Origin of the sequence: Streptomyces sp. PA03-5A (assembly GCF_033792725.1) — a bacterium.
Classification (GTDB): Bacteria; Actinomycetota; Actinomycetes; order Streptomycetales; family Streptomycetaceae; genus Actinacidiphila.
Genome location: NZ_JARAVL010000004.1, coordinates 289,125 through 315,262, shown reverse-complemented (window position 1 = coordinate 315,262; position 26,138 = coordinate 289,125). Strand labels below are relative to the sequence as shown.

At 73.1% G+C, this 26,138-nt stretch carries 23 protein-coding genes; 17 read left to right on the top strand and 6 right to left on the bottom strand.

Going from position 1 to position 26,138, the window contains the following annotated elements; translation table 11 throughout:
* Both PV410_RS07305 and PV410_RS07300 read right to left on the bottom strand, forming a co-directional pair.
* A partial coding sequence (locus tag PV410_RS07305; RefSeq protein WP_500323047.1) for a sirohydrochlorin chelatase occupies positions 1 to 732 on the bottom strand: 732 nt, incomplete at its 3' end.
* Between the two features lie 112 nt (positions 733 to 844).
* Complete coding sequence (locus PV410_RS07300) at positions 845 to 1,267, bottom strand: gamma-glutamylcyclotransferase family protein (protein ID WP_500323046.1); 423 nt, start codon at positions 1,265 to 1,267, stop codon at positions 845 to 847.
* Positions 1,268 to 1,350: 83 nt separating this feature from the next.
* Between PV410_RS07300 and PV410_RS07295 the strand changes: the two genes are divergently transcribed.
* The 11 genes from PV410_RS07295 to PV410_RS07245 all read left to right on the top strand — a co-directional run bounded on the left by PV410_RS07295 (position 1,351) and on the right by PV410_RS07245 (position 13,445).
* Complete coding sequence (locus PV410_RS07295) at positions 1,351 to 2,046, top strand: SanA/YdcF family protein (RefSeq protein ID WP_500323044.1); 696 nt, start codon at positions 1,351 to 1,353, stop codon at positions 2,044 to 2,046.
* A 272-nt stretch (positions 2,047 to 2,318) separates the two neighbouring features.
* Entirely contained in the window at positions 2,319 to 4,436 is a 2,118-nt protein-coding gene (locus PV410_RS07290) for a molybdopterin oxidoreductase family protein (RefSeq protein ID WP_500323043.1), read from the top strand.
* A gap of 51 nt (positions 4,437 to 4,487) precedes the next feature.
* Positions 4,488 to 4,706, top strand: a complete 219-nt coding sequence (locus PV410_RS07285) for a type II toxin-antitoxin system VapB family antitoxin (RefSeq protein ID WP_319140420.1) — start codon at positions 4,488 to 4,490, stop codon at positions 4,704 to 4,706.
* Positions 4,703 to 5,107 carry a PIN domain-containing protein gene (locus PV410_RS07280; protein WP_500323040.1) on the top strand — a complete coding sequence of 135 codons (405 nt, stop codon included), beginning with the start codon at positions 4,703 to 4,705 and terminating at the stop codon, positions 5,105 to 5,107. The genes PV410_RS07285 and PV410_RS07280 overlap by 4 nt, the downstream gene beginning before the upstream one ends.
* A 111-nt stretch (positions 5,108 to 5,218) precedes the next feature.
* Positions 5,219 to 6,559: an NAD(P)/FAD-dependent oxidoreductase gene (locus PV410_RS07275; protein WP_500323039.1), complete on the top strand. Its 1,341-nt coding sequence runs from the start codon at positions 5,219 to 5,221 to the stop codon at positions 6,557 to 6,559.
* 1 nt (position 6,560) lies between these two features.
* On the top strand, positions 6,561 to 9,146 hold the full coding sequence (gene nirB, locus PV410_RS07270) for a nitrite reductase large subunit NirB (protein ID WP_500323038.1): 2,586 nt from the start codon (positions 6,561 to 6,563) through the stop codon (positions 9,144 to 9,146).
* Entirely contained in the window at positions 9,143 to 9,475 is a 333-nt protein-coding gene (gene nirD, locus PV410_RS07265; protein WP_500323037.1) for a nitrite reductase small subunit NirD, read from the top strand. Before nirB ends, nirD begins: the two co-directional genes overlap by 4 nt.
* A gap of 28 nt (positions 9,476 to 9,503) precedes the next feature.
* Positions 9,504 to 10,151, top strand: a complete 648-nt coding sequence (locus tag PV410_RS07260) for a PhzF family phenazine biosynthesis protein (protein ID WP_500323036.1) — start codon at positions 9,504 to 9,506, stop codon at positions 10,149 to 10,151.
* A 784-nt stretch (positions 10,152 to 10,935) separates the two neighbouring features.
* A complete protein-coding gene (locus PV410_RS07255) occupies positions 10,936 to 11,133 on the top strand; it encodes an antitoxin (RefSeq protein ID WP_500323035.1) in 198 nt (65 codons plus the stop codon).
* Between the two features lie 60 nt (positions 11,134 to 11,193).
* Positions 11,194 to 12,120, top strand: a complete 927-nt coding sequence (locus PV410_RS07250; protein WP_500323033.1) for an oxidoreductase — start codon at positions 11,194 to 11,196, stop codon at positions 12,118 to 12,120.
* 167 nt (positions 12,121 to 12,287) lie between these two features.
* Positions 12,288 to 13,445 (top strand): alkaline phosphatase PhoX, encoded by a 1,158-nt coding sequence (locus PV410_RS07245; RefSeq protein WP_500323032.1) that lies wholly within the window; start codon positions 12,288 to 12,290, stop codon positions 13,443 to 13,445.
* Positions 13,446 to 13,527: 82 nt separating this feature from the next.
* Here PV410_RS07245 and ppdK read toward each other — a convergent pair whose 3' ends face one another.
* On the bottom strand, positions 13,528 to 16,293 hold the full coding sequence (gene ppdK / locus PV410_RS07240) for a pyruvate, phosphate dikinase (protein WP_500323031.1): 2,766 nt from the start codon (positions 16,291 to 16,293) through the stop codon (positions 13,528 to 13,530).
* A gap of 349 nt (positions 16,294 to 16,642) precedes the next feature.
* On the bottom strand, positions 16,643 to 17,791 hold the full coding sequence (gene dusB / locus PV410_RS07235; RefSeq protein WP_500323030.1) for a tRNA dihydrouridine synthase DusB: 1,149 nt from the start codon (positions 17,789 to 17,791) through the stop codon (positions 16,643 to 16,645).
* A 108-nt stretch (positions 17,792 to 17,899) separates the two neighbouring features.
* Here dusB and PV410_RS07230 point away from each other — a divergent pair, with 108 nt between their 5' ends.
* From PV410_RS07230 to ybiA, 3 genes are read left to right on the top strand one after another with little or no spacing between them, the layout of a single operon-like run.
* Positions 17,900 to 19,312 (top strand): MFS transporter, encoded by a 1,413-nt coding sequence (locus PV410_RS07230; protein WP_500323029.1) that lies wholly within the window; start codon positions 17,900 to 17,902, stop codon positions 19,310 to 19,312.
* Positions 19,309 to 19,731, top strand: a complete 423-nt coding sequence (locus tag PV410_RS07225) for a MarR family winged helix-turn-helix transcriptional regulator (protein ID WP_500323027.1) — start codon at positions 19,309 to 19,311, stop codon at positions 19,729 to 19,731. Before PV410_RS07230 ends, PV410_RS07225 begins: the two co-directional genes overlap by 4 nt.
* A 50-nt stretch (positions 19,732 to 19,781) precedes the next feature.
* Positions 19,782 to 20,369 (top strand): riboflavin biosynthesis intermediates N-glycosidase, encoded by a 588-nt coding sequence (ybiA, locus tag PV410_RS07220; RefSeq protein WP_499511790.1) that lies wholly within the window; start codon positions 19,782 to 19,784, stop codon positions 20,367 to 20,369.
* Here the strand turns inward: ybiA and PV410_RS07215 are convergent.
* Positions 20,350 to 21,216 carry a helix-turn-helix transcriptional regulator gene (locus PV410_RS07215; protein WP_499511791.1) on the bottom strand — a complete coding sequence of 289 codons (867 nt, stop codon included), beginning with the start codon at positions 21,214 to 21,216 and terminating at the stop codon, positions 20,350 to 20,352. The genes ybiA and PV410_RS07215 overlap by 20 nt on opposite strands.
* A gap of 281 nt (positions 21,217 to 21,497) precedes the next feature.
* Here PV410_RS07215 and PV410_RS07210 point away from each other — a divergent pair, with 281 nt between their 5' ends.
* The 3 genes from PV410_RS07210 to PV410_RS07200 all read left to right on the top strand — a co-directional run bounded on the left by PV410_RS07210 (position 21,498) and on the right by PV410_RS07200 (position 24,620).
* The gene (locus PV410_RS07210; RefSeq protein ID WP_500323065.1) at positions 21,498 to 22,850 is read left to right on the top strand and encodes an MFS transporter; all 1,353 of its coding nucleotides are present in this window, start codon (positions 21,498 to 21,500) and stop codon (positions 22,848 to 22,850) included.
* A gap of 140 nt (positions 22,851 to 22,990) precedes the next feature.
* A complete protein-coding gene (locus PV410_RS07205) occupies positions 22,991 to 24,001 on the top strand; it encodes an aldo/keto reductase (protein WP_500323026.1) in 1,011 nt (336 codons plus the stop codon).
* Positions 24,002 to 24,035: 34 nt separating this feature from the next.
* Positions 24,036 to 24,620 carry a TetR/AcrR family transcriptional regulator gene (locus PV410_RS07200; RefSeq protein ID WP_499511793.1) on the top strand — a complete coding sequence of 195 codons (585 nt, stop codon included), beginning with the start codon at positions 24,036 to 24,038 and terminating at the stop codon, positions 24,618 to 24,620.
* Positions 24,621 to 24,707: 87 nt separating this feature from the next.
* Here PV410_RS07200 and PV410_RS07195 read toward each other — a convergent pair whose 3' ends face one another.
* Positions 24,708 to 26,090, bottom strand: coding sequence for a glycine--tRNA ligase (locus PV410_RS07195; protein WP_500323025.1), 1,383 nt, complete (start codon positions 26,088 to 26,090; stop codon positions 24,708 to 24,710).
* Between the last annotated feature and the right edge of the window lie 48 nt (positions 26,091 to 26,138).

The window sequence follows — 26,138 nt, the reverse complement described above, 5'->3', positions numbered from 1 at the left end:
CTGCTGCAGGCCCGGCGCGGCGAAGCAGGAGGCCACCGCGACCCGGTCCCGGCCGTCGGCCGACAGCTGCCGCACCGCCGCGGCGACGTCCGGCCCCGCCGACGCGTACGCGGGCACCACCGGCACCCTGCCGCCCAGCCGGGCCTGCAGCAGCGCGGCCGTCGCCTCGGTGTCCCGGGCCGACTGCGGGTCACGGGACCCTGCGGCGGCCAGTACGATCCCGGCCCGCCGTGCGGCCCGCGGGGGGCCGGTGCGCCAGCCCGCCTCGGCCAGGCGGTCGTGCAGCGCCTCGGCGAGCAGCGGGTGCGGGCCGAGCGGCGCCGCGACCCGCCCCCGCAGGTGCGGGGCACGGGCCAGCGCCCCGGGGAGGTCCCGCTTGACGTGGTGGCCGCGGGTCAGCATCAGTGGCACCAGGACGGCCTCGCCGCGCAGGGCCGCAAGGGTGTCGTCCAGCGACGGCTCGTCGATCTCGATGTGACCGAGCCGCACCGACAGCCCCGGGCGCAGGTCCCTGATCCGCTCCAGCAGGGCGTGCGCGGTGCGCAGCGCCTCCGGGTCGCGGCTGCCGTGCGCGACGGCGACCAGGACCGGGCGGCAGGGGGCCGCGGAGCGCAGCGTCACCCGCGAGAGCTGACTGCTGAGCTGCGTGGTGATCCGGGACATGAGCTGCGCCGTGCTGTCGAAGTGGTCCGGTCCTGGCACGCCGTGCGGCGCGGGTTGCTCGGCCGTCATGCACCGAGTGTGGCGAGCGGGGGTTGCCACGCCGTTGCACCGAGATGACGACTGGTTTCCGCCGCTTCACACTCCGTGCGGGCGGGTGTGAGGGGCGGCCGCAGAGCGTGCGTCAGCGGCGCTTCCAGTCCCCGCCCTCGATGGGGCGCCCCTTCTCGCGCAGCTCCCGTTCGTGGTCCGCGGCCGCCAGGTACACCCATGCGGGCACCGTCCGCCCGGCGTAGGTGCGCACGTCGCGGACCACCCGCTCGTACAGGTTCCCGGCGGCGCCCGGGCTGTACTCCTCCAGGCGGTCCAGGTCCGCGAGCACCTCCTGGTACAGGTCTTCGACCGGATGGATGACGTCGCCGTGGATGCGGCCGCGGTCGTCGGCCACGGCGTACGGGTAGCCCGGCCCGTCGAACAGCAGCGCGCCGTGCAGCACGGCGGGCGTCTCGGACGTCGTCCGGCCGCGCAGCAGCCAGGAGTGGTTGATCTCGCCGGGCCGCAGGGTCCCGTACACGAAGAACGGGAGGCGGGAATGGTCGTCACGCATCACCCTCATGGAACCGCAGGGACGTACGGGACGTCGACTCGGACGTGGAACGAAGCCCGAACCGGAAGACGCCAGGGGTACGCGTGGGGGCCGTGCTGCCGCGTCTGCGGCGGCTCGCGCGGCTGCCGCGGCTACCGCGGTCCAGGCGGGGGCGGCGGCACCTGCTGTGGGCCGCCGTGGCCCTGGGCGTACTGGCGCTGCTGCCCGCGACGTGGCTCCAGGTCACCGCGGACGACCGGGTCCGTGCGGTGGCGGACGCCCCCGCGGAGCCCGTCGCCGTCGTCTTCGGCGCGGGCCTGTGGAACGGCGAGCCCTCCCCCTACCTGGCCCACCGCCTCGACGCGGCCGCCCAACTGTGGGCGGCGCACAAGGTGCGGGTGGTCCTCGTCACGGGCGACAACAGCCGCACCGACTACGACGAGCCGACCGCGATGCGGGACTACCTGGCCGCGCACGGCGTGCCCCGCGACAAGGTCGTCCTCGACTACGCCGGCTTCGACACGTGGGACTCCTGCGCCCGGGCCCGGCGCGTCTTCGGCGTCGACCGGGCGCTGCTGGTGAGCCAGGGCTTCCACATACGGCGGGCGCTGGCGCTGTGCGGGGCGGCCGGGATCGAGGCGTACGGGATCGGGGTCGACGAGCGGCACGACGCGACCTGGTACTACGGGGGGACCCGCGAAGTCGCCGGAGCCGTGAAGGCCGCGTTCGACGCCGCGTTCACCCCGGACCCCCGTTTCCTCGGCCCCCGCGAGGCCGGCGTCCAGCGCGCCCTGGGGTGACCTTCTGTAGGGCCCGGTTGTCGTGTGCGGCGCCGTCGTGGTTGCGGTGGGGGGTTCCCCGCCTCCCGCCCTCCCCCAGCCTTCGGCCGGGGGGACCCCCATCCGGCGCGATCAGTGCGGGCGGGTGGACGCCCGCCGCAGGCGCAAACAACCCGCACACGGCAAACGACCCGCACCCTCACACCCCGCACAGCCCCGCAGGGAGCGCACCGTACGCCGGGCGTAACGCCCCCGCCCGGGGGGCGAAACACCGGCGCCGCATCGTGGGCGGCATGAGCGCCAGCGGAACCGTCGACACCCACTGCCCCTACTGCGCCCTGCAGTGCGGAATGGGCCTCCGCCGCACCGCCGGAGGCAGCGGCATCCCGGACGTGGTGGAGCGCGACTTCCCCGTGAACAAGGGCGCCCTGTGCGGCAAGGGCCGCACCGCGCCCGCCGTGCTGGCCCCGGAGGCACGGCTGACCGGCCCCCTGGTCAGGGACCGCGCCTCGGGACGGCTGGAGCCGGCCCCCTGGGAGGACGCCCTGGACCGGGTCGCGGAAGGCCTGTTGCGGGTGCGGGCCGCCCACGGCCCCGACGCGGTCGGTGTGTTCGGCGGCGGGGGCCTGACCAACGAGAAGGCGTACGCCCTCGGCAAGTTCGCCCGGGTCGTGCTGCGGACGTCCCAGATCGACTACAACGGCCGCTTCTGCATGTCCTCCGCCGCGGCCGCCCACACCAGGGCCTTCGGCCTGGACCGGGGCCTGCCGTTCCCGCTGGCGGACGTCGCGCGGACGGGCTGCGTGATCCTGGTCGGCTCGAACCTCGCCGAGACGATGCCGCCCGCGCTGCGCTACTTCACGGAGCTGAAGGAGAACGGCGGCCGCCTGATCGTCGTGGACCCGCGCCGTACGCGCACCGCCGAGCACGCCGACCTGCACCTGCAGCCGCGCCCCGGCACCGACCTCGCCCTCGCGCTCGGCCTGCTGCACCTGGTGGTCGCGGAGGGCCGCGTGGACGAGGACTTCGTCGCGCAGCGGACGACCGGCTGGCCGGAGGCGCGGGCCTCGGCGATGGCGCTCTGGCCGGAGCTGGTCGAGCGGATCACCGGGGTGCCGGTGCCCAGGCTCCGGGAGGCGGTGGAGCTGTTCTGCGGCGTGCCGGAGGCGATGGTGCTGACCGCGCGCGGCCCGGAGCAGCAGTCGAAGGGCACGGACACGGTGAGCGCGTGGATCAACCTGTGCCTGGCGACGGGTCGCGCGGGGCGCCCGCAGTCGGGGTACGGCTGTCTCACGGGGCAAGGCAACGGCCAGGGCGGCCGGGAGCACGGCCAGAAGGCCGACCAGCTGCCCGGCTACCGCAAGCTCGACGACCCGGCGGCGCGCAGCCATGTGGCCCGGGTGTGGGGGGTCGACCCGGACGACCTGCCGGGGCCGGGGCGCAGCGCGTACGAGCTGCTGGACGCGCTGGGCCGGGACGTGAAGGGCCTGTTGCTCATGGGCTCCAACCCGGTGGTCTCCGCGCCGCGGGCGGCGCACGTCACCGAGCGCATCGCGGCGCTGGACTTCCTCGCCGTGTGCGACGTGGTGCTGTCGGAGACGGCGGCGATGGCCGACGTGGTGCTGCCGGTGACGCAGTGGGCCGAGGAGACGGGGACCACGACGAACCTGGAGGGCAGGGTGCTGCTGCGGCGCAAGGCCCTGGACCCGCCGGAGGGTGTGCGCAGCGACCTGTACGTGCTGAACGGGCTGGCCGCACGCCTGGGCCGGGAGAAGGGCTTCCCTGCCGACCCGGAGGAGGTCTTCGAGGAACTGCGCCGCGCGTCGGCGGGCGGGCCCGCGGACTACTCCGGGATCACCTACCGCCGCATCGAGGCGGAGGACGGGGTGTTCTGGCCGTGCCCGGACGTCCCGGCCGGGGACGCCGCGGCGCACCCGGGCACGCCCCGGCTGTTCCTCGACCGGTTCGCGACGCCGGACGGCCGGGCCAGGTTCGTGCCGGTGCTGCACCGGCCGGCGGCCGAGGAGCCGGACGGGGACTTCCCGCTGTACCTGACGACCGGACGGGTGCTGGCGCAGTACCAGTCGGGCGCCCAGACCCGACGGGTGGCGGAGCTGAACGCCGCCGCGCCCGGTCCGTTCGTGCAGCTCCATCCGCGCCTCGCCGAGCGCATCGGTGTCGCCGAGGGCGACCCGGTCGCCGTCACGTCCCGCCGGGGCCGCGCGGTGGCGCCGGCCCGGGTGGACCGCGCCATCCGTCCGGACACGGTCTTCATGCCCTTCCACTGGGCGGGCGAGGGCCGGGCGAACACCCTCACCAACCCGGCGCTCGACCCGACGTCCCGCATGCCGGAGTTCAAGGTGTGCGCGGTCCGCGTCGAGCGGGCGCAGCCGCGGGCCATCGACGCCTGATATCGCTGTTGATATACTGGCATCCTGCCTGATATCAACCGGGAGGTCGTCATGGCACGCACGGTCATCGATCTGGACGACGCGATGCTCGCCTTCGCCCAGCGGCAGCTCGGCACCAAGACGAAGCGCGAGACGATCAACCTGGCCCTGTCCATAGCGGCCGGGACGAGCGCCGACGACCGTGCCCGCGGGCTCGCATGGCTCCAGGAACACGCCGAGGACGTCCTGGACTTCGACTACCTGGCGGAGCAGGAGCGCGGCGGCCGATGAGCTACCTCGCTGACACCTCGGCGGTGTGGCGCCTGTTGCGGCGGCAGATCCCCGAGCCGTGGCCCACGCATGTGGCCCGGGGACTGGTCGCCATGTGTCCGCCGGTCGAAGCCGAGTTGATGACCGGTGTGCGCTCCGATCGCGAGTACGAGCCGTTTCTCGCCGTACTGCGCCGGACCTTCGGCTGGTGCCCGGCCCTCGACGATCCCTGGCGCCGGATCCACGCCGTGCAGCGTGATCTGATCGCCATCGGGCACCACAGGGGACCGTCGCCCATGGACATCCTCATCGCGCTGACCGCGGAGGCCCACGGCCTGACCCTGATCCACGCCGATCAGGACTTCGGGTCGTTGGCCAAGGTCCGGCCCGGGATCGCCATGATCAGGGTCGACCGGCCGTAGCCGGAGGCCGCTTCGGGCTCACAGCGGGGCCGGGCGGGCGCTGAGGGCACTGTTCCCCGGGGGAAACGACGGGGATGCGGCCGGGTAACAGCGGCGCCGCAGGCTCGTGCCATGAGGATGGTGGTGGTCGGCGGCGGAATGGCGGGGGCGCGCCTCGCGCAGCGTCTGGCGCCCTCCGGTGCGGACGTCACGGTGATCGGCGAGGAGCGGCACGCCCCGTACAACCGGGTGCTGCTCGCGGAGGTGCTGGCGGGCCGGTACGCGCCGGAGGTGGTCGCGCTGCCGGGGGTGCCCGGCGCGGTGGTGCGCCGGGGTGTCCGGGTGGTGCGGATCGACCGCGACGAGCGGGCCGTGGTCTGCGACGACGGTGGCGTGGTCCGGTACGACCGGCTGGTGCTGGCGACCGGCTCCAATCCGGTACTGCCGCCGCTGCGCGGGCTGTTCGCGCGGGACGGCGGCACGTTCCCGGAGGGGGTGCACGCCTTCCGCACGATGGACGACTGCCTGGCGCTCTCGGCGGCGGTGCGTCCCGGGGCGCGTGCGGTGGTCGTCGGCGGCGGGCTGCTCGGGGTGTCGGCGGCGCGGGCGCTGGCGGCGCGCGGGGCGCAGGTGGTGGTCGCCACCCGGGGCGAGCATCTGATGGAGCGTCATCTGGACGAGACCGCCTCGGAGTTGCTGCGCGCGCACCTGGAGGGACTGGGCGTCGAGGTGCACACCCAGTGCCGGGTGCGCGGTCTGCTGACCCGGGACGAAGACGGGGCCGGGGTCGCGCGGCCCTCCCGGCGGCTGCGGCCGGCCGGGACGGTGCGTACGGGAGGCGGGTCCGCGGGGGCGCGCCCGTCGACCCTGCCCCGTGGTGCCGCCGGCGACGGCCGGTCGGCGCGGTCCGTGGTCACCGCGGTCGAACTCGCCGACGGCTACTGCCTCGGCACCGACCTGGTCGTGCTGGCCTGCGGCGTACGGCCGCGCGTCGGGCTCGCCCAGGCGGCGGGGCTGGCGGTCGCCAAGGGGGTGGTCGTGGACGACGCGCTGCGCACCTCGGACCCATCGGTCCACGCGATCGGCGACTGCGCCCAGCACGGCGGCGTCGTCTACGGCCTCGCGGGCCCGGCCACCGAGCAGGCGGACGCGCTGGCGGACGTCCTGACGGCCGACCCCGCGCCCCGGTACGGCGGTACCCGTTCGCTGACCCGGCTCACCCTCAACGGCCCGGCGGCCCTGGACATCGCCTCATTCGGCGAGACCACGCCCTCCCCGGGCGACGACGTGCTCCGCCTCGCCGACGCCACGCGCGGCGCGTACCGGAAGGTCGTCCTGCGCGGTGACCGCCTCGTCGGCGGCATCCTCCTCGGCGACCTCGGCACCGTGGGCGCGCTCGCCCGCACCTGGGAGGGCGACGAGGCGCTGCCCGTCGCCCCGCTCCACCTGCTCACCGACAACGGAGGGTCCTGACATGACCACGCCTACCATCGTGCTCGTCGGCCACGGGATGGTCGGACAGCGGTTCCTGGAGGCGCTGGCCGACCGCGGCCTGACCTCCCGTGCCCGGGTGGTGGTGCTCTGCGAGGAGCCCCGCCCGGCGTACGACCGCGTCCACCTCAGCTCGTACTTCGCCGGCACCGGCCCGGAGGGGCTGTCCCTGGTGGAGGCCGGCTTCATGGCGGAGCACGGCATCGAACTCCACCTGGGCGACCCGGCGGTCGCCGTGGACCGCCCGGCCCGGACCGTCACCGCCCGCTCCGGGCTCACGGTCGGCTACGACACCCTGGTGCTCGCCACCGGCTCGTACCCCTTCGTGCCGCCGGTCCCCGGCAAGGACGCGACGGGGTGCTTCGTCTACCGCACCATCGAGGACCTGCTGGCGCTCGAGGAGTACGCGATGACCTCGCGCACCGGCGCGGTCGTCGGCGGGGGGCTGCTCGGGCTGGAGGCGGCCGGCGCGCTCAAGGGGCTCGGACTGGACACGCACGTCGTGGAGTTCGCGCCCCGGCTGATGCCGGTGCAGGTCGACGAGGGCGGCGGCGAGGCGCTGCGGCGCACGGTCGAGGGCATGGGCGTGACCGTCCACACGGGGGTGGGCACGCAGGAGATCGTCACGACCGCCGACGGCTCGGTCCGGGCCATGGCGCTGTCGGACGGCTCGTCGCTCGACGTCGACCTGGTGGTCTTCTCCGCGGGCGTACGGCCGCGCGACCAGCTCGCCCGTGAGTGCGGACTGCCGGTCGGCGAGCGCGGCGGGATCGTCGTCGACGCGACCTGCCGCACCGAGGACCCGCGGGTCTACGCCATCGGCGAGTGCGCCCTGGCCTCGGACGGCCGGGTGTACGGCCTGGTGGCGCCGGGCTACGACATGGCGGAGACCGCGGCGAAGGCCATCGCAGGCCAGGAGGGCTCCTTCACCGGCGCCGACACCTCCACCAAGCTGAAGCTGCTCGGCGTGGACGTGGCCTCCTTCGGCGACGCCCACGGCGCGACCGCCGGCTGCCTCGACGTGGTCTACTCCGACTCCCGCTCCGGGATCTACAAGAAGCTGGTCGTCTCGCCGGACGGCGTGCTGCTGGGCGGCATCCTCGTCGGCGACGCCGAGCAGTACGGCATGCTGCGCCCGCTCACCGGCTCGGTGCCCCCGGTCCCCGCGGAGCAGCTGGTGCTCCCGGCGGGCGCGGGCGCCCCCGTGGCACTGGGCCCGTCGGCGCTGCCGGACGAGGCGGTGATCTGCTCCTGCCACAACGTCACCAAGGGCACGATCCGCGGCGCGGTCGCGGAGCACGGCTGCACGACGGTCCCCGAGGTGAAGAAGTGCACCAAGGCCGGGACCGGCTGCGGCAGTTGCGTGAAGGTGCTGGGCCAGTTGGTCACCGCGGAGCTGGAGGCCTCGGGCGTCGAGGTCGACAAGGGGCTGTGCGGCTGCTTCGCCCAGACCCGCCAGGAGCTCTACGAGATCGTGCGGGCGCTGCGGATCACCGGCTTCCGCGAGCTGCTCGACCGGCACGGCCGCGAGGGCGCCCGCGGCGGCGACGGCTGCGAGGTCTGCAAGCCGGCCGTCGGGTCGATCATCGCCTCGCTCGCCCCGGCGATCGGCGCCTCCGGCTACGTCCTGGACGGCGAGCAGGCCGCGCTGCAGGACACCAACGACCACTTCCTGGCCAACCTGCAGAGGAACGGCTCGTACTCGATCGTGCCCCGCATCCCGGGCGGGGAGATCACCCCGGAGAAGCTGATCGTCATCGGCGAGGTGGCCCGCGACTTCGGCCTCTACACCAAGATCACCGGGGGGCAGCGGATCGACCTGTTCGGCGCCCGGGTCGACCAGCTCCCGATGATCTGGACCCGGCTGGTGGACGCCGGCTTCGAGTCCGGGCACGCGTACGGCAAGGCCTTGCGCACCGTGAAGTCCTGCGTCGGGCAGACCTGGTGCCGCTACGGCGTGCAGGACAGCGTCCGCATGGCCATCGACCTGGAACTGCGCTACCGGGGCCTACGGTCCCCGCACAAGCTCAAGTCCGCCGTCTCCGGCTGCCAGCGCGAGTGCGCGGAGGCGCGCAGCAAGGACTTCGGCGTCATCGCCACCGCGAGCGGCTGGAACCTGTACGTCGGCGGCAACGGCGGCGCCACCCCGCGTCACGCGGACCTGCTCGCCCAGGACCTGAGCGACGCCGAACTGGTCCGGCTGGTCGACCGCTTCCTGATGTTCTACATCCGCACCGCCGACCGCCTGGAGCGCACCTCCGCCTGGCTGGAGCGGATCGAGGGCGGGCTCGGCCACGTACGGGACGTCGTCGTCCACGACTCGCTCGGCATCTGCGGGGAGCTGGAGCGGCTGATGGCCGACCACGTCGCCCACTACCGCGACGAGTGGGCGCAGACGCTGGGGGACCCGGAGCGGCTGCGGCGCTTCGTCTCCTTCGTCAACGCGCCCGGCGTGCCCGACCCCTCGGTCCGCTTCGTCCCCGAGCGGGACCAGGTCAAGCCCGACCTCGACCTGCTCGCCGGCCCCGTGCTCCCCGTCCGCACCCTCGAAGGGACCACCACCGCATGAACGTCGAAGTCCTCCTCCCCGGCACCGCGGGCTGGTTCGCCGTCTGCGACCACGGCACCCTCACCCCCGGCCGCGGCGTCGCCGCCCTCCTCCCCGACGGCCGGCAGGCGGCCCTCTTCACCGACCGGCACGGGCGCCCGTACGCCATCGACAACCGCGACCCCTTCACCGGCGCCTACGTCCTGTCCCGGGGCCTGCTCGGCTCCACCGCCGAGGGCCGGGCCTTCGTCGCCTCCCCACTGCTCAAGCAGCGCTTCGACCTGGAGAACGGCCGCTGCCTCGACGACGAGGCGGTCTCGGTGCCGGCCTTCCCGGTGCGGGTGCGGTGACGGGCCGGACGCCTGCTTGAATCGGTCCATGACCGAGGTCGAGGTGCTGCGCGTGTTCATCGGCCCCGAGGGGCGGGGCGGGAACCTGCTCGGGGTGGTACGGGAGGGCGCGTCCGTGCCCGGGACGCAGGCGCGGCAGCGGTTCGCCGCGGCGCTCGGCTACAGCGAGACCGTGTTCGTCGACGACGCCGCACGCGGCGTCGTCGACATCTGGACGCCGAGCGTGCGGCTGCCCTTCGCGGGCCATCCGACGGTGGGGACGGCGTGGCTGCTCGGGGCCGAGTTGCTGCGGCCGCCGGCCGGCGAGGTGAAGGCCTGGACGGAGGGCGCCTTCACCTGGGTGCGCGGGCGCGCGGAGTGGGCGTCGGGGCGTCGCACCCAGCGGTTCGGCTCACCCGAGGAGGTGGACGCGCTGCCCGCGCCACCGCCCGGGGAGGGCTGGCTCTACGCCTGGGCCTGGGCGGACGAGGCGGCCGGACGCGTCCGCGCACGGGCCTTCCCGCGACGCGGCGACGGGATCGTGGAGGACGAGGCGACGGGCGCCGCGGCGCTCGTGCTCACCGGCGAGCTGGGACGCCCGCTGGACGTCCGCCAGGGCGCGGGCTCACAGATCCTGACCCGGGTCCACCCCGACGGCACCGTGGACATCGGCGGCCGGGTGTCCCTCGCCCCCTGACCGGTCGCCCATCCGGCCCGCGTCCCGATGGGCCCGGCGCGACGGCGAACCCGCCGGTCGCCCCCGCCTGGCACGGCGCCTCGCACCCGGACTCGGATTCCGGTCGCTCTCCGACGCCACTGCCGCGTCCCCCCTCCCAGAGCGAAACGACGGACCCGCCGGGCTCCCCTGTCGGGGCAGGCGGCCGCACCGGCACGCGGGTCACCCCGGAGCGCTGCCGACAGGCACCCCGGCAGGGACCACCACGCGCGCGCCCGCAATCCGCCTCTCGCACCACGGCCCGGCCGGCAGGCGTGCGCAACCGCACGAGCGCCCACCGCGGCCGCACCTCGCATCAGCCGCCCGCGGCCCGTGGCCCAGGCGGCACAACCGCCGTGCGCTGGACGGCGCGTGTGCCACCGCCCCGCGACCCCCGGCCGGGGCTTCGGACAGCGGGCCTCGCCGCTGGTGCACTGCCGCACCTCGCGTCGGCCGCCCGGGTGCCGCCGCCCCGTGGCTCCGGCCGGACGCCGTCCCCCTGCGACCGCGGTGCCCGGCGGCAACGACCGTACGCAGGACGGCGCCTGGGCCGCCGGTGCGCCGCCGCCACGGGATGCCCGCCGTCAGTGGTCCCCGTGGCCGGGGCCCGGGGTCCGGGCACGGCGCCAGGCCCCGGTCACGCCGCGCGTCACGCCTCGCTTCACCGCTCTGACCTGCGACTTCGACCACTCACGGGTTCCGGATGCGGATCTTCGGCGGGGCGGTGATGCTGAGAGAAGTGCCACTCACGGCGAGGAGGACAGCGATGTCCATGTTCGACAAGATCAAGGCCAAGCTGAAGGGCCACGAGAGCCAGTCCCAGAAGGGCATCGACAAGGGCGGCGACATGCTGGACGAGAAGACCGGCGGGAAGTACCAGCGCCAGGTCGACACGACCCAGGACAAGCTGGGCGACGAGTTCGGCACCGGCGGCACCGGCGAGGACCGTCCCCCGCACTCCTGACGCCGACGGGCCGTCGCGCACCCGTGTGGAGGGCGGCGCGGCGGCCCTACGCTGGCCCGCATGGCTTGGAGCGCGCACGACATCCCCGACCAGAGCGGCCGCACGGCCGTCGTCACCGGTGCGAACAGCGGCATCGGTTACTGCACCGCCCGCGAACTCGCCCGCAGGGGCGCCAGGGTGCTGCTCGCCTGCCGCAGCGAGACGCGCGGCAAGGAGGCCGTCGACCGCCTGAAGGCCGAGGTGCGGGGCGCCCGCGCCGGATACCGCCACCTCGACCTGGGCGACCTGTCCTCGGTGCGCGCCTTCGCCGCCGGGTACGACGGCACCGGGCTGGACCTGCTGGTCAACAACGCCGGTGTGATGGCCCTGCCGCACGGCACCACCGCCGACGGCTTCGAGACCCAGATGGGCGTGAACCACCTCGGCCACTTCGCCCTCACCGGGCTGCTGCTGCCACGCCTGCTGGCCACCCCGGGAGCGCGGGTCGTCTCCGTCTCCAGCAGCATGCACGCGGTCGCCACCATCGATCCCGGTGACCTCAACAGCGAGCGCCGCTACCGCCGTTGGGTCGCCTACGCCCGTTCCAAGAGCGCCAACCTGCTCTTCGTCCACGAGCTGTCCCGGCGGCTGGCGGCCGCGGGCGCCGGCACCGTCGTCGCGGCGGCGCACCCCGGCTACGCGAGCACCGGGTTGCAGACCCGCGCCGCGCGCATGGAGAACCGCCGGACCGTCGAACGCGTGGTGAACCTCGGCAACCGGGTGATCGCCCAGTCCGCGGACGCCGGCGCGCTCCCGCTGCTGTACGCCGCCACGGCCCCCGGCGTGCTCCCCGACTCCTTCACCGGTCCCCGCTTCCAGGGCTGGCGCGGCTCCCCGGCCCCCTCCTGGCGCGCCCCGTGGACCCGCGACGACCGGGCGGGCGAGCTGTTGTGGGCGGCCTCCGAACAACTGACGGGCGTCCGCTACGAGCTGCCCGCGGCGGGGTGAGCCGCCGCGTCCCGCGCCCTCTGCCATGACAGTGAATGCGACAGACGGTGGCGGGTGGTTCACGCTGTGTTGGCGAAGACGTCGGGGGGCGCACCCTAGCCTTCCGGTGCGCGACCCGCCCGCGGCGATGGGTCCGGGCGGGCCACCCCGTCGTCCCTGGAGTGATCGTGGAACGTCGAACCTTCCTGCGCGGAGCGGTGGTCGGCAGCTCGGCGGCCGCCTTCGGCGGCACCCTCATGCGCGGGGCGGTCCACGCCGCACCCGCCCAGCCCGGTGCCGGCCCCTACGGCGCGCTGCAGGCGCCCGACGCCAACGGGATCGCCCTGCCCGGCGGTTTCACCAGCCGTGTCGTCGCCCGCTCCGGCCAGAAGGTCGCGGGCACGTCGTACACCTGGCACAGCGCGCCCGACGGCGGCGCGTGCTTCGCCGACGGCACCGGCTGGATCTACGTCTCGAACTCGGAGACCGACCCGAACGGTGGTGCGAGCGCGGTGCGGTTCGACGCCTCGGGCAGTGTCACGGGCGCCTACCGCATCCTCTCCGGCACCCGGCAGAACTGCGCGGGCGGCAGGACGCCCTGGAACAGCTGGCTGTCCTGCGAGGAGGTCAGCCTCGGCCACGTGTACGAGACCGACCCCCGGGGCGTGGAGGCGGCCGTCCGCCGCGCCGCCATGGGCAGGTTCAAGCACGAGGCGGCCGCCGCCGACCCCGTGCGCAAGGTGGTCTACCTGACCGAGGACGAGACCAACGGCTGCTTCTACCGGTTCGTCCCGGCCACTTGGGGCGACCTGTCGGCCGGGACCCTGCAGGTACTGGTCGCCGGCACCGCCGCCTCGGGCTCCTTCACCTGGGCGAACGTGCCCGACCCCGACGGCTCCCCGACCGCCACCCGCAGCCAGGTGTCCGGCGCGAAGAGGTTCAACGGCGGCGAGGGCTGCCACTACGCTGACGGCACCGTCTGGTTCACCACCAAGGGCGACAACCGCGTCTGGCGGCTCGACCTGGCCGCCGGCACCTACGCGCTGGCGTACGACGACTTCCTGGTCCCCGGCAGTGCCCCGCTGACGGGCGTGGACAACATCACCGGCAGCTCCTCGGGTGACCTCTACGTCGCCGAGGACGGCGGCACCATGGAGATCTGCCTGATCACCCCGGACGACGTCGTCTCGCCGTTCCTGCGGGTCAGCGGCCAGTCCGCCTCCGAGATCACCGGTCCCGCCTTCTCCCCCGACGGCACCCGGCTGCACTTCTCCTCGCAGCGCGGCACGAGCGGCAGTTCGTCGGGCGGCATCACCTACGAGGTGCGCGGCCCGTTCCGTTCGTAGCCGGCGGAACGGAAGCGGGGGCGGCACCTTCGCACAAAGGTGCCGCCCCCGGTGAGGGTGGGAGATGGTCTTCCGGGCCGGGTTACCGGCAGTCGCTGCCCTTGCTCTGCGCCGCCGCGCGGCCCGCCTCCAGGCGGGCGACGGGGATGCGGAACGGGGAGCAGGAGACGTAGTCCAGGCCCACCTCGTGGAAGAAGTGGACGGACTCGGGGTCGCCGCCGTGCTCGCCGCACACGCCGAGCTTGAGGTCGGGCCGGGTGGCGCGGCCGGCCTCGGCGGCGGAGCGGACAAGGGCGCCGACGCCCTCCTTGTCGATGGTCTCGAACGGGGAGACGCCGAAGATGCCCTTCTCCAGGTAGGCGGTGAAGAAGCTCGCCTCGACGTCGTCGCGGCTGAAGCCCCAGACCGTCTGGGTCAGGTCGTTGGTGCCGAAGGAGAAGAACTCGGCGGCCTCGGCGATCTGACCGGCGGTCAGGGCGGCGCGGGGCAGCTCGATCATCGTGCCGAGGGTGAGGCTGAGCTCGGTGCCCGTGGCGGCCTCGACCTCGGCGATGACGCCCTCGGCCTCCTCGCGGACGATCTCCAGCTCCTGGACGGTGCCCACCAGCGGGATCATGATCTCGGCCCGCGGGTCGCCCTTGGCGTTCCTGCGCTCCGCGGCGGCCTCCGCGATCGCCCGTACCTGCATGGCGAACAGACCGGGGATGACCAGGCCGAGGCGCACACCGCGCAGGCCGAGCATCGGGTTCTGCTCGTGGAGCTTGTGGACGGCCTGCAGCAGGCGCAGGTCGTTCTCGTTGGCGTCCTTGCGGGACTCGGCGAGCGCGACCCGCACCGACAGTTCCGTGATGTCGGGCAGGAACTCGTGCAGCGGCGGGTCCAGCAGGCGCACGGTCACCGGCAGCCCGTCCATCGACTCGAAGAGCTCGATGAAGTCGGACCGCTGCAGCGGCAGCAGCGCGGAGAGCGCCTTGTCGCGTTCGGAGTCGGTGTCGGCGAGGATCAGCCGCTCCACCATCTCGCGGCGTTCGCCGAGGAACATGTGCTCGGTACGGCACAGGCCGATGCCCTGGGCACCGAAGCGGCGGGCGCGGGAGGCGTCCTCGGCGTTGTCGGCGTTGGCGCGCACCCGCAGCCGGCGGACCCGGTCCGCGTACGCCATGATCCGGTGCACGGCCCGCACCAGCTCGTCGGCGTCGTCGGCGCCGGCGTGCATGCGGCCCTCGAAGTACTCCACGACCGGGGACGGCACGACCGGCACCTTGCCGAGGTAGACCTTGCCGGAGGAGCCGTCGATGGACAGGACGTCGCCCTCCTCGACGACGATCCCGCCGGGCGCGGTCATCCGGCGCCGTTTGGTGTCGACCTCGAGCTCCTCGGCGCCGCAGACGCAGGTCTTGCCCATGCCGCGGGCGACGACGGCCGCGTGCGAGGTCTTGCCGCCGCGCGAGGTGAGGATGCCCTCGGCCGCGATCATGCCGTTGAGGTCGTCGGGGTTGGTCTCGCGGCGGATGAGGATGACCTTCTCGCCGGAGCGCGACCACTTCACGGCGGTGTACGAGTCGAAGACGGCCTTGCCGACGGCCGCGCCCGGGGAGGCGGCGATGCCCCAGCCGATCCGCTCGGCCTTCGCCTTCTCGTCGAAGCGGGGGAACATCAGCTGCGCCAGTTGCGCGCCGTTGACCCGCTGCAGCGCCTCGGCCTCGTCGATCAGGCCCTGGTCGACCAGCTGGGTGGCGATGCGGAAGGCGGCGGCGGCGGTGCGCTTGCCGACGCGGGTCTGCAGCATCCACAGCTTGCCGCGCTCGATGGTGAACTCGATGTCGCACAGGTCCTTGTAGTGCGTCTCGAGGGTCTCCATGATCTGCATCAGCTGGTCGTAGGAGGTCTTGTCCAGCTGCTCCAGCTCGGCGAGCGGCACGGTGTTGCGGATGCCCGCCACGACGTCCTCGCCCTGCGCGTTGCTCAGGTAGTCGCCGTACACGCCCTGGTGGCCGGTGGCCGGGTCGCGGGTGAAGGCGACACCGGTGCCGGAGTCGGAGCCGAGGTTGCCGAAGACCATGGAGCAGACGTTGACGGCCGTGCCGAGGTCGCCGGGGATGCGCTCCTGGCGGCGGTAGAGCTTGGCGCGCTCGCCGTTCCACGAGTCGAAGACGGCGCGGACGGCCAGGTCCATCTGCTCGCGCGGCTCCTGGGGGAAGTCCCGCCCGGTCTCCTTGGCCACGACGGCCTTGAACTGCTCGACCAGGCCCTGCAGGTCGGCCGCGTCCAGGTCGAGGTCGTCGTGCGTGCCCTTGGCCCGTTTGGCGTCCTCCAGCGCGTCCTCGAAGAGTTCGCCGTCGACACCCAGCACGGTCTTGCCGAACATCTGGATGAGGCGCCGGTAGGAGTCCCACGCGAAGCGCTCGTTGCCGGCCTGCGCGGCCAGGCCCGCGACCGAGGCGTCGGACAGGCCGATGTTGAGGACGGTGTCCATCATGCCCGGCATGCTGAACTTCGCCCCCGAGCGGACGGAGACGAGCAACGGGTCGTCCGCCTGACCGAGCTTCTTGCCCATCTTCTGCTCGAGCGCCTCGAGGTGCGCACTCACCTCGTCGCGCAGCGCCGCGGGTGCGGCGCCCGACTCCAGGTAGACCTTGCACGCCTCGGTGGTGATCGTGAAGCCCGGAGGGACGGGCAGGCCGAGGTTGGTCATCTCGGCGAGGTTCGCGCCCTTGCCGCCGAGCAGGTCCTTGAGGTCCTTGTTGCCCTCAGTGAAGTCGTAGACGAACTTCTGGATTACTTGTTCTTCCGACACGGGACTCGCTCCTCGCGGCCGGGATGCCCTGACGGCGGGGAGCGTACCCATCTCGAAGGCGCTGCAGTACGTCAATCACCAGGTCACACGGTCGTAACCACCCATCCGCCGAGAGATCGAAAGTCATGGCGTCCTTCCGGGTGAACGGGGGATGCGTTCAACCGTCGAACACATGCTCTCGCCACGTGATCGCCACACTCGGAGCCGGTCACTCCACGTGAGGGATGACTTGACCATGTGGCCACGACAACGATGACACTCAGTGCCACTCATTGGAGAGGTGTGATGACACTCGGGCTGCTCATTTGAGCGACACCCCTATCAGGCGTGGCGAGAATCACTTGCTCTGCCCGCGGTTCGTCTTACAGTCCGGACGTCCCCGCGGACCGCCAAAACATCCTCAGCCGCCCGAAGTGTCCAGCTCGGCCTCGGCGCCGACGACCACCGAGCAGTCGTACGGGTCCTCCAGCCAGCCGTCCGGGAGCACCACACGCTTGCTCCCGGCCGTCCGGCCGCGCGGCCCCTCGGCGCCATCCGGCCATTCCTGGTCCAGGTCGAGGTCGGCGAGGTGGGCGTCGAGCTCGGCGAGGGAGGAGGTCATCGCGAGCTTGCGGCGCATCTCCGAGCCGACCGAGAAGCCCTTGGTGTACCAGGCCACGTGCTTGCGGAAGTCGATGACGCCGCGCTCCTCGTCGCCCAGCCACTCCCCCAGCAGCCCGGCGTGCCGCCGCATGACGCCGGCGACCTCGCGCAGCGTCGGGGCGGCGGGGGCGCCGCCGCCCTCGAAGGCGGCCACGAGGTCGCCGAAGAGCCACGGGCGGCCCAGGCAGCCGCGGCCGACGACGACACCGTCGCAACCGGTCTCCCGCATCATCCGGACCGCGTCCGCCGCGCTCCAGATGTCGCCGTTGCCGAGCACCGGGATCTCCGGGACGTGCTCCTTGAGGCGGGCGATCGCCTCCCAGTCGGCCGTGCCGCCGTAGTGCTGGGCGGCGGTCCTGCCGTGCAGCGCGACGGCGGTGACGCCCTCCTCGACGGCGATCCGGCCGGCGTCCAGGTAGGTGGTGTGGTCGTCGTCGATGCCCTTGCGCATCTTGATGGTGACCGGCAGGTCGCCCGCGTTGCCGACCGCCTCGCGCAGGATCGAGCGGAGCAGGTTGCGCTTGTAGGGCAGGGCCGAGCCGCCGCCCTTGCGGGTCACCTTGGGGACCGGGCAGCCGAAGTTCAGGTCGATGTGGTCGGCGAGGTCCTCGTCGACGATCATCCGGACCGCCTTGCCGACGGTGACCGGGTCCACCCCGTACAGCTGGATCGAACGCGGCTTCTCGGTGCCGTCGAAGTGGATCAGCTGCATGGTCTTGTCGTTGCGCTCGACCAGGGCCCGGGTGGTGATCATCTCCGAGACGAAGAGTCCCTTGCCGCCGGAGAACTCGCGGCACAGCGTGCGGAACGGCGCGTTGGTGATCCCGGCCATCGGTGCCAGCACCACCGGGGGCCACACGGTGTGCGGGCCGATGCGGAGTGCGGGAGCGGTGGCGTCAGCAGTCATGCGGACCATTCTCCCGTATCACCCGGGAGGGATTGGGTGTAGCGTGAAATGGTTACACAGGTACAATCAATCCACCGATCGCACCGACCACGGAGACGGGAACGGCCGATGCCCGAGCTGAGCCGGCGCAGACGTCTGCTGGTGCTGGCCGTCTGCTGCATGAGCCTGCTGATCGTCAGTCTCGACAACACCATCCTCAACGTCGCGCTGCCCGCCATGCGCCGGGACCTGCACACCTCCATCTCCGGACTGCAGTGGACCATCGACGCCTACACGCTCGTGCTGGCCTCGCTGCTCATGCTCTCCGGCTCGACCGCCGACCGGATCGGCCGCCGCCGGATCTTCCGCGTCGGCCTGGTGATCTTCACCGTGGCCTCCGGGCTGTGCAGCATCGCCCCCAGTCTGGAGTGGCTGGTGGTCTTCCGCATGCTGCAGGCGGTCGGCGGCTCGATGCTCAACCCCGTCGCGATGTCGATCATCACCAACGTCTTCACCGATCCGCGCGAGCGCGCGCGGGCGATCGGGGCGTGGGGCGGCGTCGTCGGCATCAGCATGGCCGCCGGGCCGATCATCGGCGGCGCGCTGGTGGAGTCGGTCGGCTGGCGCTCGGTGTTCTGGATCAACCTGCCCATCGGCCTGCTCGCCCTGGTACTCACCGCGCTGTACGTGCCCGAGTCCCGTGCCCCCCGGCCACGCCGGATCGACCCGGTCGGACAGCTGATGGTCATCGCGCTGCTCGGCTCGCTGACCTACGCCATCATCGAGGCGCCTGCGGCGGGCTGGGGCTCCCCGGTCATCGTCGGCTGCCTCGTGCTCGCCCTGTGCTCCGCGGCGGCCCTGGTCCCGTACGAACGGCGGCGCAGGGAACCGCTGATCGATCCGCGCTTCTTCCGCAGCGCGCCCTTCAGCGGGGCGACGGTGATAGCGGTGAGCGCCTTCGCGGCCCTCGCCGGCTTCCTCTTCCTCAACACCCTGTACCTGCAGGACCAGCGCGGCATGTCCGCCCTGGACGCCGGTCTGCACCTGTTGCCGATGGCGGCCATGGCCCTGGTCTGCGCCCCGCTGTCCGGGCGCATGGTCGGCAGCCGCGGCCCACGGTTGCCGCTGCTGCTGGCGGGCCTGGCCACCTCGGCGAGCGGCGTGATGTTCGCCGCGCTGGACGCGACCGCCTCGGACGCGAAGCTGTTCACCGCGTACGTCCTGTTCGGCATCGGCTTCGGCTTCGTCAACGCCCCGATCACCAACACCGCCGTCTCCGGCATGCCGCGGACCCAGGCCGGGGTCGCCGCGGCGGTGGCCTCCACCAGCCGGCAGGTCGGGCAGTCCCTGGGCGTGGCCGTCATCGGCGCCGCGCTCGCCGCCGGGCTCGACCTCACGGCGTGGTGGATCATCACGGGCTGCGGTGCGGCGATCCTGGCGCTGGGGTGGCTGACCTCGGGCCACTGGGCGGCGGGCACCGCGGAACGCGCCGCGAAGCGGCTCAGCACGGACGCCGCCCGCGAGCCGGTGGGCGCCCGGTGAACGAGGCCACGGCCACCCGAGTGTGGCGCGACCTGCGCACCCTCGTCCTCGAACGCAACGAACGGCGCCGCGAGGTCGCCGACGCCCTCGGCATGAGCTTCTTCCGCGTCAAGGCGCTGCGCCGGATCGCGACGGCCCCCGTGACGCCGGGTGACCTCGCCGCCGACCTCATGACGGACCGCCCGTACGTCACGCTGGTCGTCGACGACCTCGTCCGGCGCGGGCTGGTGGAACGCACACCGCACCCACGCGACCGGCGCCGCAAGCTCCTGAGCGTCACACCCGACGGCGCCGCGGCGGCGCAGGAGGCCGACCGCATCCTGGGCACTCCCCCACCGGGCCTGGTGGAGCTGGACGCGGAGGAGCTCGCGGCGCTGGACCGGGTGGTGACCAAGCTGCTGGGGTCGGCCCCGGGGTGAGCCGGGAAAACCTGAGGCCGTTGTCGGTGCCCGGCGCTACGGTCGGTGACATGACGACGCAGATCACCGAGCCCCGCGACGCCCGTTCGCGGGCTGCGCTGACGGCACTGACCGCGCGTGGCGTCCGGCCGAAGTACCTGTTCTTCTGGGGCCATCAGCCGCAGCGCGACGGCAGCGTGGGCGCGGGCTGCCTGAGTCAGTGGTGGCCCTCGGAGTTCACCGTCGACGGCATCGGCTACGCCACGGCGGAGCACTGGATGATGGCCGGCAAGGCCCGGCTCTTCGACGACGACCGGACCCTCGCCGGGATCCTCGCGGCCCCGCACCCGCACGCCGCGAAGAAGCTGGGACGGCAGGTGCGCGGCTTCGACAACGCGACCTGGGAGCGGCACCGCGAGGAACTGGTCGTGGCGGGCAACGTCGCCAAGTTCGGCCAGGACCCGGCCCTGCGGGACTACCTCCTGGGCACCGGCTCGCGCGTGCTGGTGGAGGCCAGCCCCGTGGACCGGATATGGGGCATCGGCCTGGCCGCCGACGACGAGCACGCCGCCCATCCCGTGCGGTGGCGTGGCCTGAACCTGCTGGGCTTCGCCCTGATGGAGGCGCGGCAGCGGCTGCTCACACCGGCATCGGCATAGCGCTGGGCGCGGACCCGGCGATCTCGTACAGCCGGTCCAGCCGTTCGCGGGTGGCGGCGTCCGCCGGGGAGTAGGTGACCAGCCGGGGGCCCTGGCTCGGACCGAGCCACAGGTGCGTGAAGTGGAAGGTCAGCAGACCGACCCGGGGGTTGAGGAAGCGCTTGGTGCGGTTCTCCGGTTCCTGCACCTCATGCCGCTCCCACAGCTCGCAGAACTCCGGGGAGGCCTGCTCCAGCCGCTTGACCAGGGACTTCCACGCGGGCTCCGCGAGATGCTCGGCCATCGCCGCACGGTACTTGGCGACCAGCTGCCGGCTGGTCTCGTGCCAGTCCGGCAGTCCCTCGCGCCAGGCGGGGTCGGTGAAGACCAGCCACATGATGTTGCGGTCCTCGAAGGGGAGCCGGTCAAGGTCGTCGACCAGCCGCGCGTAGGTGCGGTTGTGGGCGATGACGTCGGTACGGCTGTTGAGGACCGCGGCCGGCAGCGGCTCCAGCTTCGCCAGCATCTCCCGGATCTGGTCCGACATCCCCGGGCACTGGGCGCGCGGGTTGGGGTCGGGCACCCCGGCGAGCAGGAAGAGGTGGGTGCGCTCGTTCGGGTCCAGCATCAGGGCCCGGGCGATGGAGTCGGCCACCTGGGCGGAGATCTGGATCTCCCGGGCCTGCTCGAGCCAGGTGTACCAGGTCACCCCTACCGCGGCCAGCTGCGCCACCTCCTCGCGCCGCAGCCCGGGGGTGCGGCGGCGGCGGCCGGGCGGGAGTCCGACCTGCTCGGGGGAGATCCGTTCGCGGCGGCTGCGGAGGAAGGAAGCGAGCTCGCTCCGCGCGGCGGCGCTGGGAGACGTCATACCTCCAGAGTGCCTGACGTCCCAAACCATTGCCAGGTGGTCGCGATACCTGGATAAACGCTCTCTGGTACCCCCCTGGGAACAAGGTCATCGTGGCATACGTGACCGATCACATCGAAGCTCCCGTCTCCGCCGACCTCCGTTCCCGCGCTCAGGTACGCCCCCGGGTCATCCGGGTCGGCACCGGCGGCCCGGCACCGGCCGCGAGAACCACGCCACCGGCCGCCGAGGCACCGCCCGGCCCCACCGCGCCGGCGCTCGGCCCGCTGGGCCTGTTCACCGTGCTGCTGGGCGCTGCGCTGCCGCTCATCGACTTCTTCATCGTCAACGTCGCCCTGCCCGCCATCGAGACCGACCTCGACGCGGGGGCCGCCGTGCTGGAGCTGGTCGTGGCCGGCTACGGCGTGGCGTACGCCGTGCTGCTGGTGCTCGGCGGCCGGCTCGGCGACTCCTTCGGCCGCCGCCGGCTCTTCCTCGCGGGCATGGCGGCCTTCGGCCTGACCTCGCTCGCCTGCGGCCTGGCGCCCGACGCCTGGGTGCTGGTGGGCGCCCGCGTCGCGCAGGGCGGGGCGGCCGCGCTGATGCTGCCCCAGGTACTGGCCACCATCCACTCCGCGACCACCGGCCACCGCAGGGCCAAGGCGCTGAGCCTGTACGGCGCGACCGCGGGCCTGTCCATGGTCGCGGGCCAGATCCTCGGCGGCGTCCTGGTCGCCGCGGACATCGCGGGCACCGGCTGGCGCGCGGTCTTCCTGGTCAACGTGCCGGTCGCGGCGGCCGGGCTGCTGCTCGCGGTGCGCTCGGTGCCGGAGACCCGTTCCGACCGCCCCGCGCCGGTCGACCGGCCGGGCACCCTGCTGCTGGCGGTGTCGCTGGTGACCCTGCTGGTGCCGCTGACCGAGGGCCGGGCGGCCGGCTGGCCCGCGTGGACGTGGGTGTCGCTGGCCGTCTTCCCGTTCGCGGCCCTGGCGTTCTTCCTGGTCGAGCGGCGGGCCGACCGGGCCGGGAGGATCCCGCTCGTGCCGCCGAGCCTGTTCGCGCTCACCGGGATGCGGCGGGCACTGCCGCTGCTGGTGCCGTTCTCCATCGGCTTCGGCGGCTTCATGTTCGTGATCGCGGTCGCCCTGCAGCAGGGCCTGCGGTACGGACCGGTGGAGGCGGGCACCACGCTCGTTCCGATGGCCGTGGCGTTCTTCCTGGCCTCGCTGGCCGGGCCACGCCTGGTGGGCCGGTACGGCGGGCGCGTGGTCACCGCGGGGGGCGTCCTGCAGGGCGTCGGCGTCGCGGTGCTGGCGCTGACCGTGGCCCGCAGCTGGGAACCCGGGATGACGGCGTGGGCCCTGCTGCCGGGTGTGGCGATCGCCGGCCTCGGCCAGGGGCTGCAACTGCCGGTGCTGTTCCGGCTGGTGCTCGCGGACGTACCGGCCGAGCGAGCCGGCGTGGGCAGCGGGGTCATGGTCACCACCCAGCAGTCGGCACTGGCCCTGGGCGTGGCCACCCTCGGCACGCTCTTCCTCGCCCTGGTCCCCTCGCACGGGACGCGGGAGGCCCTGGTGACGGTGCTGGTCGTGCAGCTCGCGGCGGTGGTCGTGACGGCGCTCGCCAGCCTGCGCCTGCCGCGCCAGGTGGCCTGAGGGGCCGCGGGGCCGGACCGGCCCGTAGCGAGGACGTCGCGTGACAGCCATGCACTGACAGATATTGAAATCTGTCAGTGCATGTGTCACTGTTGTCAGCATCCCCGCACGACCTCCTCATCCCGACCAAGGAGTCCCCCTTGCAGAACCGCACCCTCGGTTCCACCGGCCCCACCGTCTCCGCGCTCGGCCTCGGCGCCATGGGCATGTCCGCCCTCTACGGCGAGGCCGACCGCGGCGAGTCGATCGCCACGATCCACGCCGCCCTCGACGCGGGCGTCACGCTGATCGACACCGGCGACTTCTACGGCATGGGCCACAACGAGATGCTCATCGGCGAGGCCCTGCGCGCGGCCTCCCCGGCCGACCGCGAGAAGGCGCTGATCAGCGTCAAGTTCGGCGCCCTGCGCGGCCCCGAGGGCACGTGGCTGGGCTACGACGGCCGCCCCCAGGCCGTCAGGAACTTCGCCTCGTACTCGCTGCAGCGCCTGGGCACCGACCACATCGACGTCTACCGCATCGCCCGGGTCGACCCCGCCGTCCCGATCGAGGAGACCGTCGGCGCCATCGCGGAGCTCGTCCAGGCCGGTCACGTGCGCCACATCGGCCTGTCCGAGGTCGGCGCCGCCACCCTGCGCCGGGCCGCGGCCGTGGCCCCGATCAGTGACCTGCAGATCGAGTACTCGCTGATCTCCCGCGGCATCGAGGACGAAATCCTGCCCACCGCCCGCGAGCTGGGCATCGGCGTCACGGCGTACGGCGTGCTGTCCCGCGGTCTGATCAGCGGCCACTTCACCCGTGACCGGCAGCTGGCCGGCAACGACTTCCGCGCGATGAGCCCCCGCTTCCGGGGCGAGAACCTGGAGCACAACCTCGGGCTGGTGGAGGCGCTGCGCAAGATCGCGGAGCAGAAGGGCGTCACCGTCGCCCAGACCGCCATCGCCTGGGTGCTGGCCCGGGGCGAGGACATCGTCCCGTTGGTCGGCGCCCGCACCCGCGAGCGGCTGGCCGAGGCCCTGGGCGCGCTGGACGTGACCCTCGACGCGGCCGACCTGGCGGCGATCGAGACCGCGGTCCCGGCCGACGCGGCCGCCGGCGAGCGTTACCCGGAGTCCCAGATGGCGCACCTGGACAGTGAGCAGCGGCACTGACCGGCACCCGCCCGGCCCTGGGAGAATGACGACCATGCCACCCGAGACGCTGACCGCCGAACGCATCCTGGAGACCACGGAGGAGGTGCTGCGCCGTTACGGCCCGGCCAAGGCGACCGTGGTCGACGTGGCGCGCGCCCTCGGGGTCAGCCACGGCAGCGTCTACCGGCACTTCCGCACCAAGGCCGCGCTGCGGGAGGCGGTCACCCAGCGGTGGCTGGACCAGGCGCACGCGGAGCTGACGGCGATAGCGCAGGACGACGGCCGCCCGGGGCCGCAGCGGCTGCGCGCCTGGCTGGAGGCGCTGTTCGCGGCCAAGCGGCGCAAGGCGGGTGGCGACCCCGAGCTGTTTGCCACGTACATGGCGCTCACCGTCGAGCACAGCTCGGTGGTCGCCCAGCACGTCGCCGTCATGGTCGGGCTCCTCGCGCGGATCGTCCGGGACGGCGTGACCGCCGGCGAGTTCGCCGCCGGTGACCCCGACGCCGCGGCGCAGGCGGTGTGGGACGCCACCGTCCGCTTCCACGACCCGGCGTACGCCGCCGAGTGGTTCGCCCCGGGCATCGACGCCGCGTTCTCCGCGGTCAACGACCTGATCCTGCGCGGCCTGGAGGCCTGAGCACACGACCCCCGCGGACGCACGAAGGCGCCCGGCCACCCCTCTCGGGGGTGGCCGGGCGCCTTTCGCGTGCGTCCGGGTCCGGACCTAGCAGCCGAGCAGCCGGCCGCCGAGGTAGGCCTCGACCTGGTCGAGCGAGACGCGCTCCTGCTTCATGGTGTCGCGCTCGCGCACGGTGACCGCGTTGTCCTCGAGCGTGTCGAAGTCGACGGTCACGCAGAACGGGGTGCCGATCTCGTCCTGACGGCGGTAGCGGCGGCCGATGGCACCGGCGTCGTCGAACTCGATGTTCCAGTGGCGGCGCAGGTCGGCCGCGAGGCCCTTGGCCTTCGGCGAGAGCTGCGGGTTGCGCGACAGCGGCAGGACGGCGACCTTGACCGGTGCCAGGCGCGGGTCGAGGCGCATGACGGTGCGCTTCTCCATCACGCCCTTGGCGTTCGGGGCCTCGTCCTCGTTGTACGCGTCGAGCATGAAGGCGAGCATGGCGCGGTTGAGACCCGCCGCGGGCTCGATGACGTACGGGAAGTAGCGCTCACCGGCCTCCTGGTCGAAGTACGACAGGTCCTGGCCGCTGGCCTGGCTGTGGGCCTTGAGGTCGTAGTCCGTGCGGTTGGCGATGCCCTCGAGCTCAGAGTACTCGGTGCCGCCGAAGTTGAAGCGGTACTCGATGTCGACGGTGCGCTTGGAGTAGTGGGACAGCTTCTCCTTGGCGTGCTCGTACCAGCGCATGTTCTCCTCGCGCATGCCGAGGCCCCGGTACCAGTCCCAGCGCTGCTGCATCCAGTACTCGTGCCAGGTCTCGTCCTCGCCCGGCTTGACGAAGAACTCCATCTCCATCTGCTCGAACTCGCGGGTCCGGAAGATGAAGTTGCCGGGCGTGATCTCGTTGCGGAAGGACTTGCCGGTCTGGGCGATGCCGAACGGCGGCTTGCGGCGCGAGGTCGTCTGCACCTGGGAGAAGTTGGTGAAGATGCCCTGCGCCGTCTCCGGGCGCAGGTAGGCCACGGCGCCCGAGTCCTGGGTCGGGCCCAGGTGGGTGGACAGCAGCCCGGAGAACTGCTTGGGCTCGGTGAAAGTGCCCTTGTTGCCGCAGTTGGGGCAGTTGAGGTCGGCCAGGCCGTTGGCCGGCAGGTGGCCGTGCTTGGCCTCGTACGCCTCCTCCAGGTGGTCGGCGCGGTAACGCTTGTGACAGGAGGTGCACTCGGTGAGCGGGTCGGTGAACGTGGCGACGTGACCGGAGGCCTCCCAGACCTCGCGGGCCAGGATCACCGAGGAGTCGAGGCCGACCACGTCCTCCCGGGAGGTGACCATCGCACGCCACCACTGGCGCTTGATGTTCTCCTTCAGTTCGACGCCCAGCGGCCCGTAGTCCCAGGCGGCCTTCTGGCCGCCGTAGATCTCGCTGCAGGGGAAAACGAAGCCACGGCGCTTGCTCAGGCTGACGATGGTGTCGATCTTGTCGGCGGCCACGGTGCTCTCTTCAGACGACGAAGCGGTCGGTGGGATCCGCCGGGTCGC

Excerpts from the sequence above, each read along its gene's own strand:
- ybiA (WP_499511790.1), top strand. The coding sequence starts at position 19,782 with ATGACGACGCAGATCACCGAGCCCCGCGACGCCCGTTCGCGGGCTGCG.
- PV410_RS07215 (WP_499511791.1), bottom strand. The coding sequence starts at position 21,216 with ATGACGTCTCCCAGCGCCGCCGCGCGGAGCGAGCTCGCTTCCTTCCTC.
- PV410_RS07275 (WP_500323039.1), top strand. The coding sequence starts at position 5,219 with ATGAGGATGGTGGTGGTCGGCGGCGGAATGGCGGGGGCGCGCCTCGCG.
- PV410_RS07200 (WP_499511793.1), top strand. The coding sequence starts at position 24,036 with ATGCCACCCGAGACGCTGACCGCCGAACGCATCCTGGAGACCACGGAG.
- PV410_RS07300 (WP_500323046.1), bottom strand. The coding sequence starts at position 1,267 with ATGCGTGACGACCATTCCCGCCTCCCGTTCTTCGTGTACGGGACCCTG.
- PV410_RS07290 (WP_500323043.1), top strand. The coding sequence starts at position 2,319 with ATGAGCGCCAGCGGAACCGTCGACACCCACTGCCCCTACTGCGCCCTG.
- nirB (WP_500323038.1), top strand. The coding sequence starts at position 6,561 with ATGACCACGCCTACCATCGTGCTCGTCGGCCACGGGATGGTCGGACAG.
- dusB (WP_500323030.1), bottom strand. The coding sequence starts at position 17,791 with ATGACTGCTGACGCCACCGCTCCCGCACTCCGCATCGGCCCGCACACC.
- nirD (WP_500323037.1), top strand. The coding sequence starts at position 9,143 with ATGAACGTCGAAGTCCTCCTCCCCGGCACCGCGGGCTGGTTCGCCGTC.
- PV410_RS07285 (WP_319140420.1), top strand. The coding sequence starts at position 4,488 with ATGGCACGCACGGTCATCGATCTGGACGACGCGATGCTCGCCTTCGCC.
- PV410_RS07250 (WP_500323033.1), top strand. The coding sequence starts at position 11,194 with ATGGCTTGGAGCGCGCACGACATCCCCGACCAGAGCGGCCGCACGGCC.
- PV410_RS07255 (WP_500323035.1), top strand. The coding sequence starts at position 10,936 with ATGTCCATGTTCGACAAGATCAAGGCCAAGCTGAAGGGCCACGAGAGC.
- ppdK (WP_500323031.1), bottom strand. The coding sequence starts at position 16,293 with ATGGGTACGCTCCCCGCCGTCAGGGCATCCCGGCCGCGAGGAGCGAGT.
- PV410_RS07280 (WP_500323040.1), top strand. The coding sequence starts at position 4,703 with ATGAGCTACCTCGCTGACACCTCGGCGGTGTGGCGCCTGTTGCGGCGG.
- PV410_RS07260 (WP_500323036.1), top strand. The coding sequence starts at position 9,504 with ATGACCGAGGTCGAGGTGCTGCGCGTGTTCATCGGCCCCGAGGGGCGG.
- PV410_RS07230 (WP_500323029.1), top strand. The coding sequence starts at position 17,900 with ATGCCCGAGCTGAGCCGGCGCAGACGTCTGCTGGTGCTGGCCGTCTGC.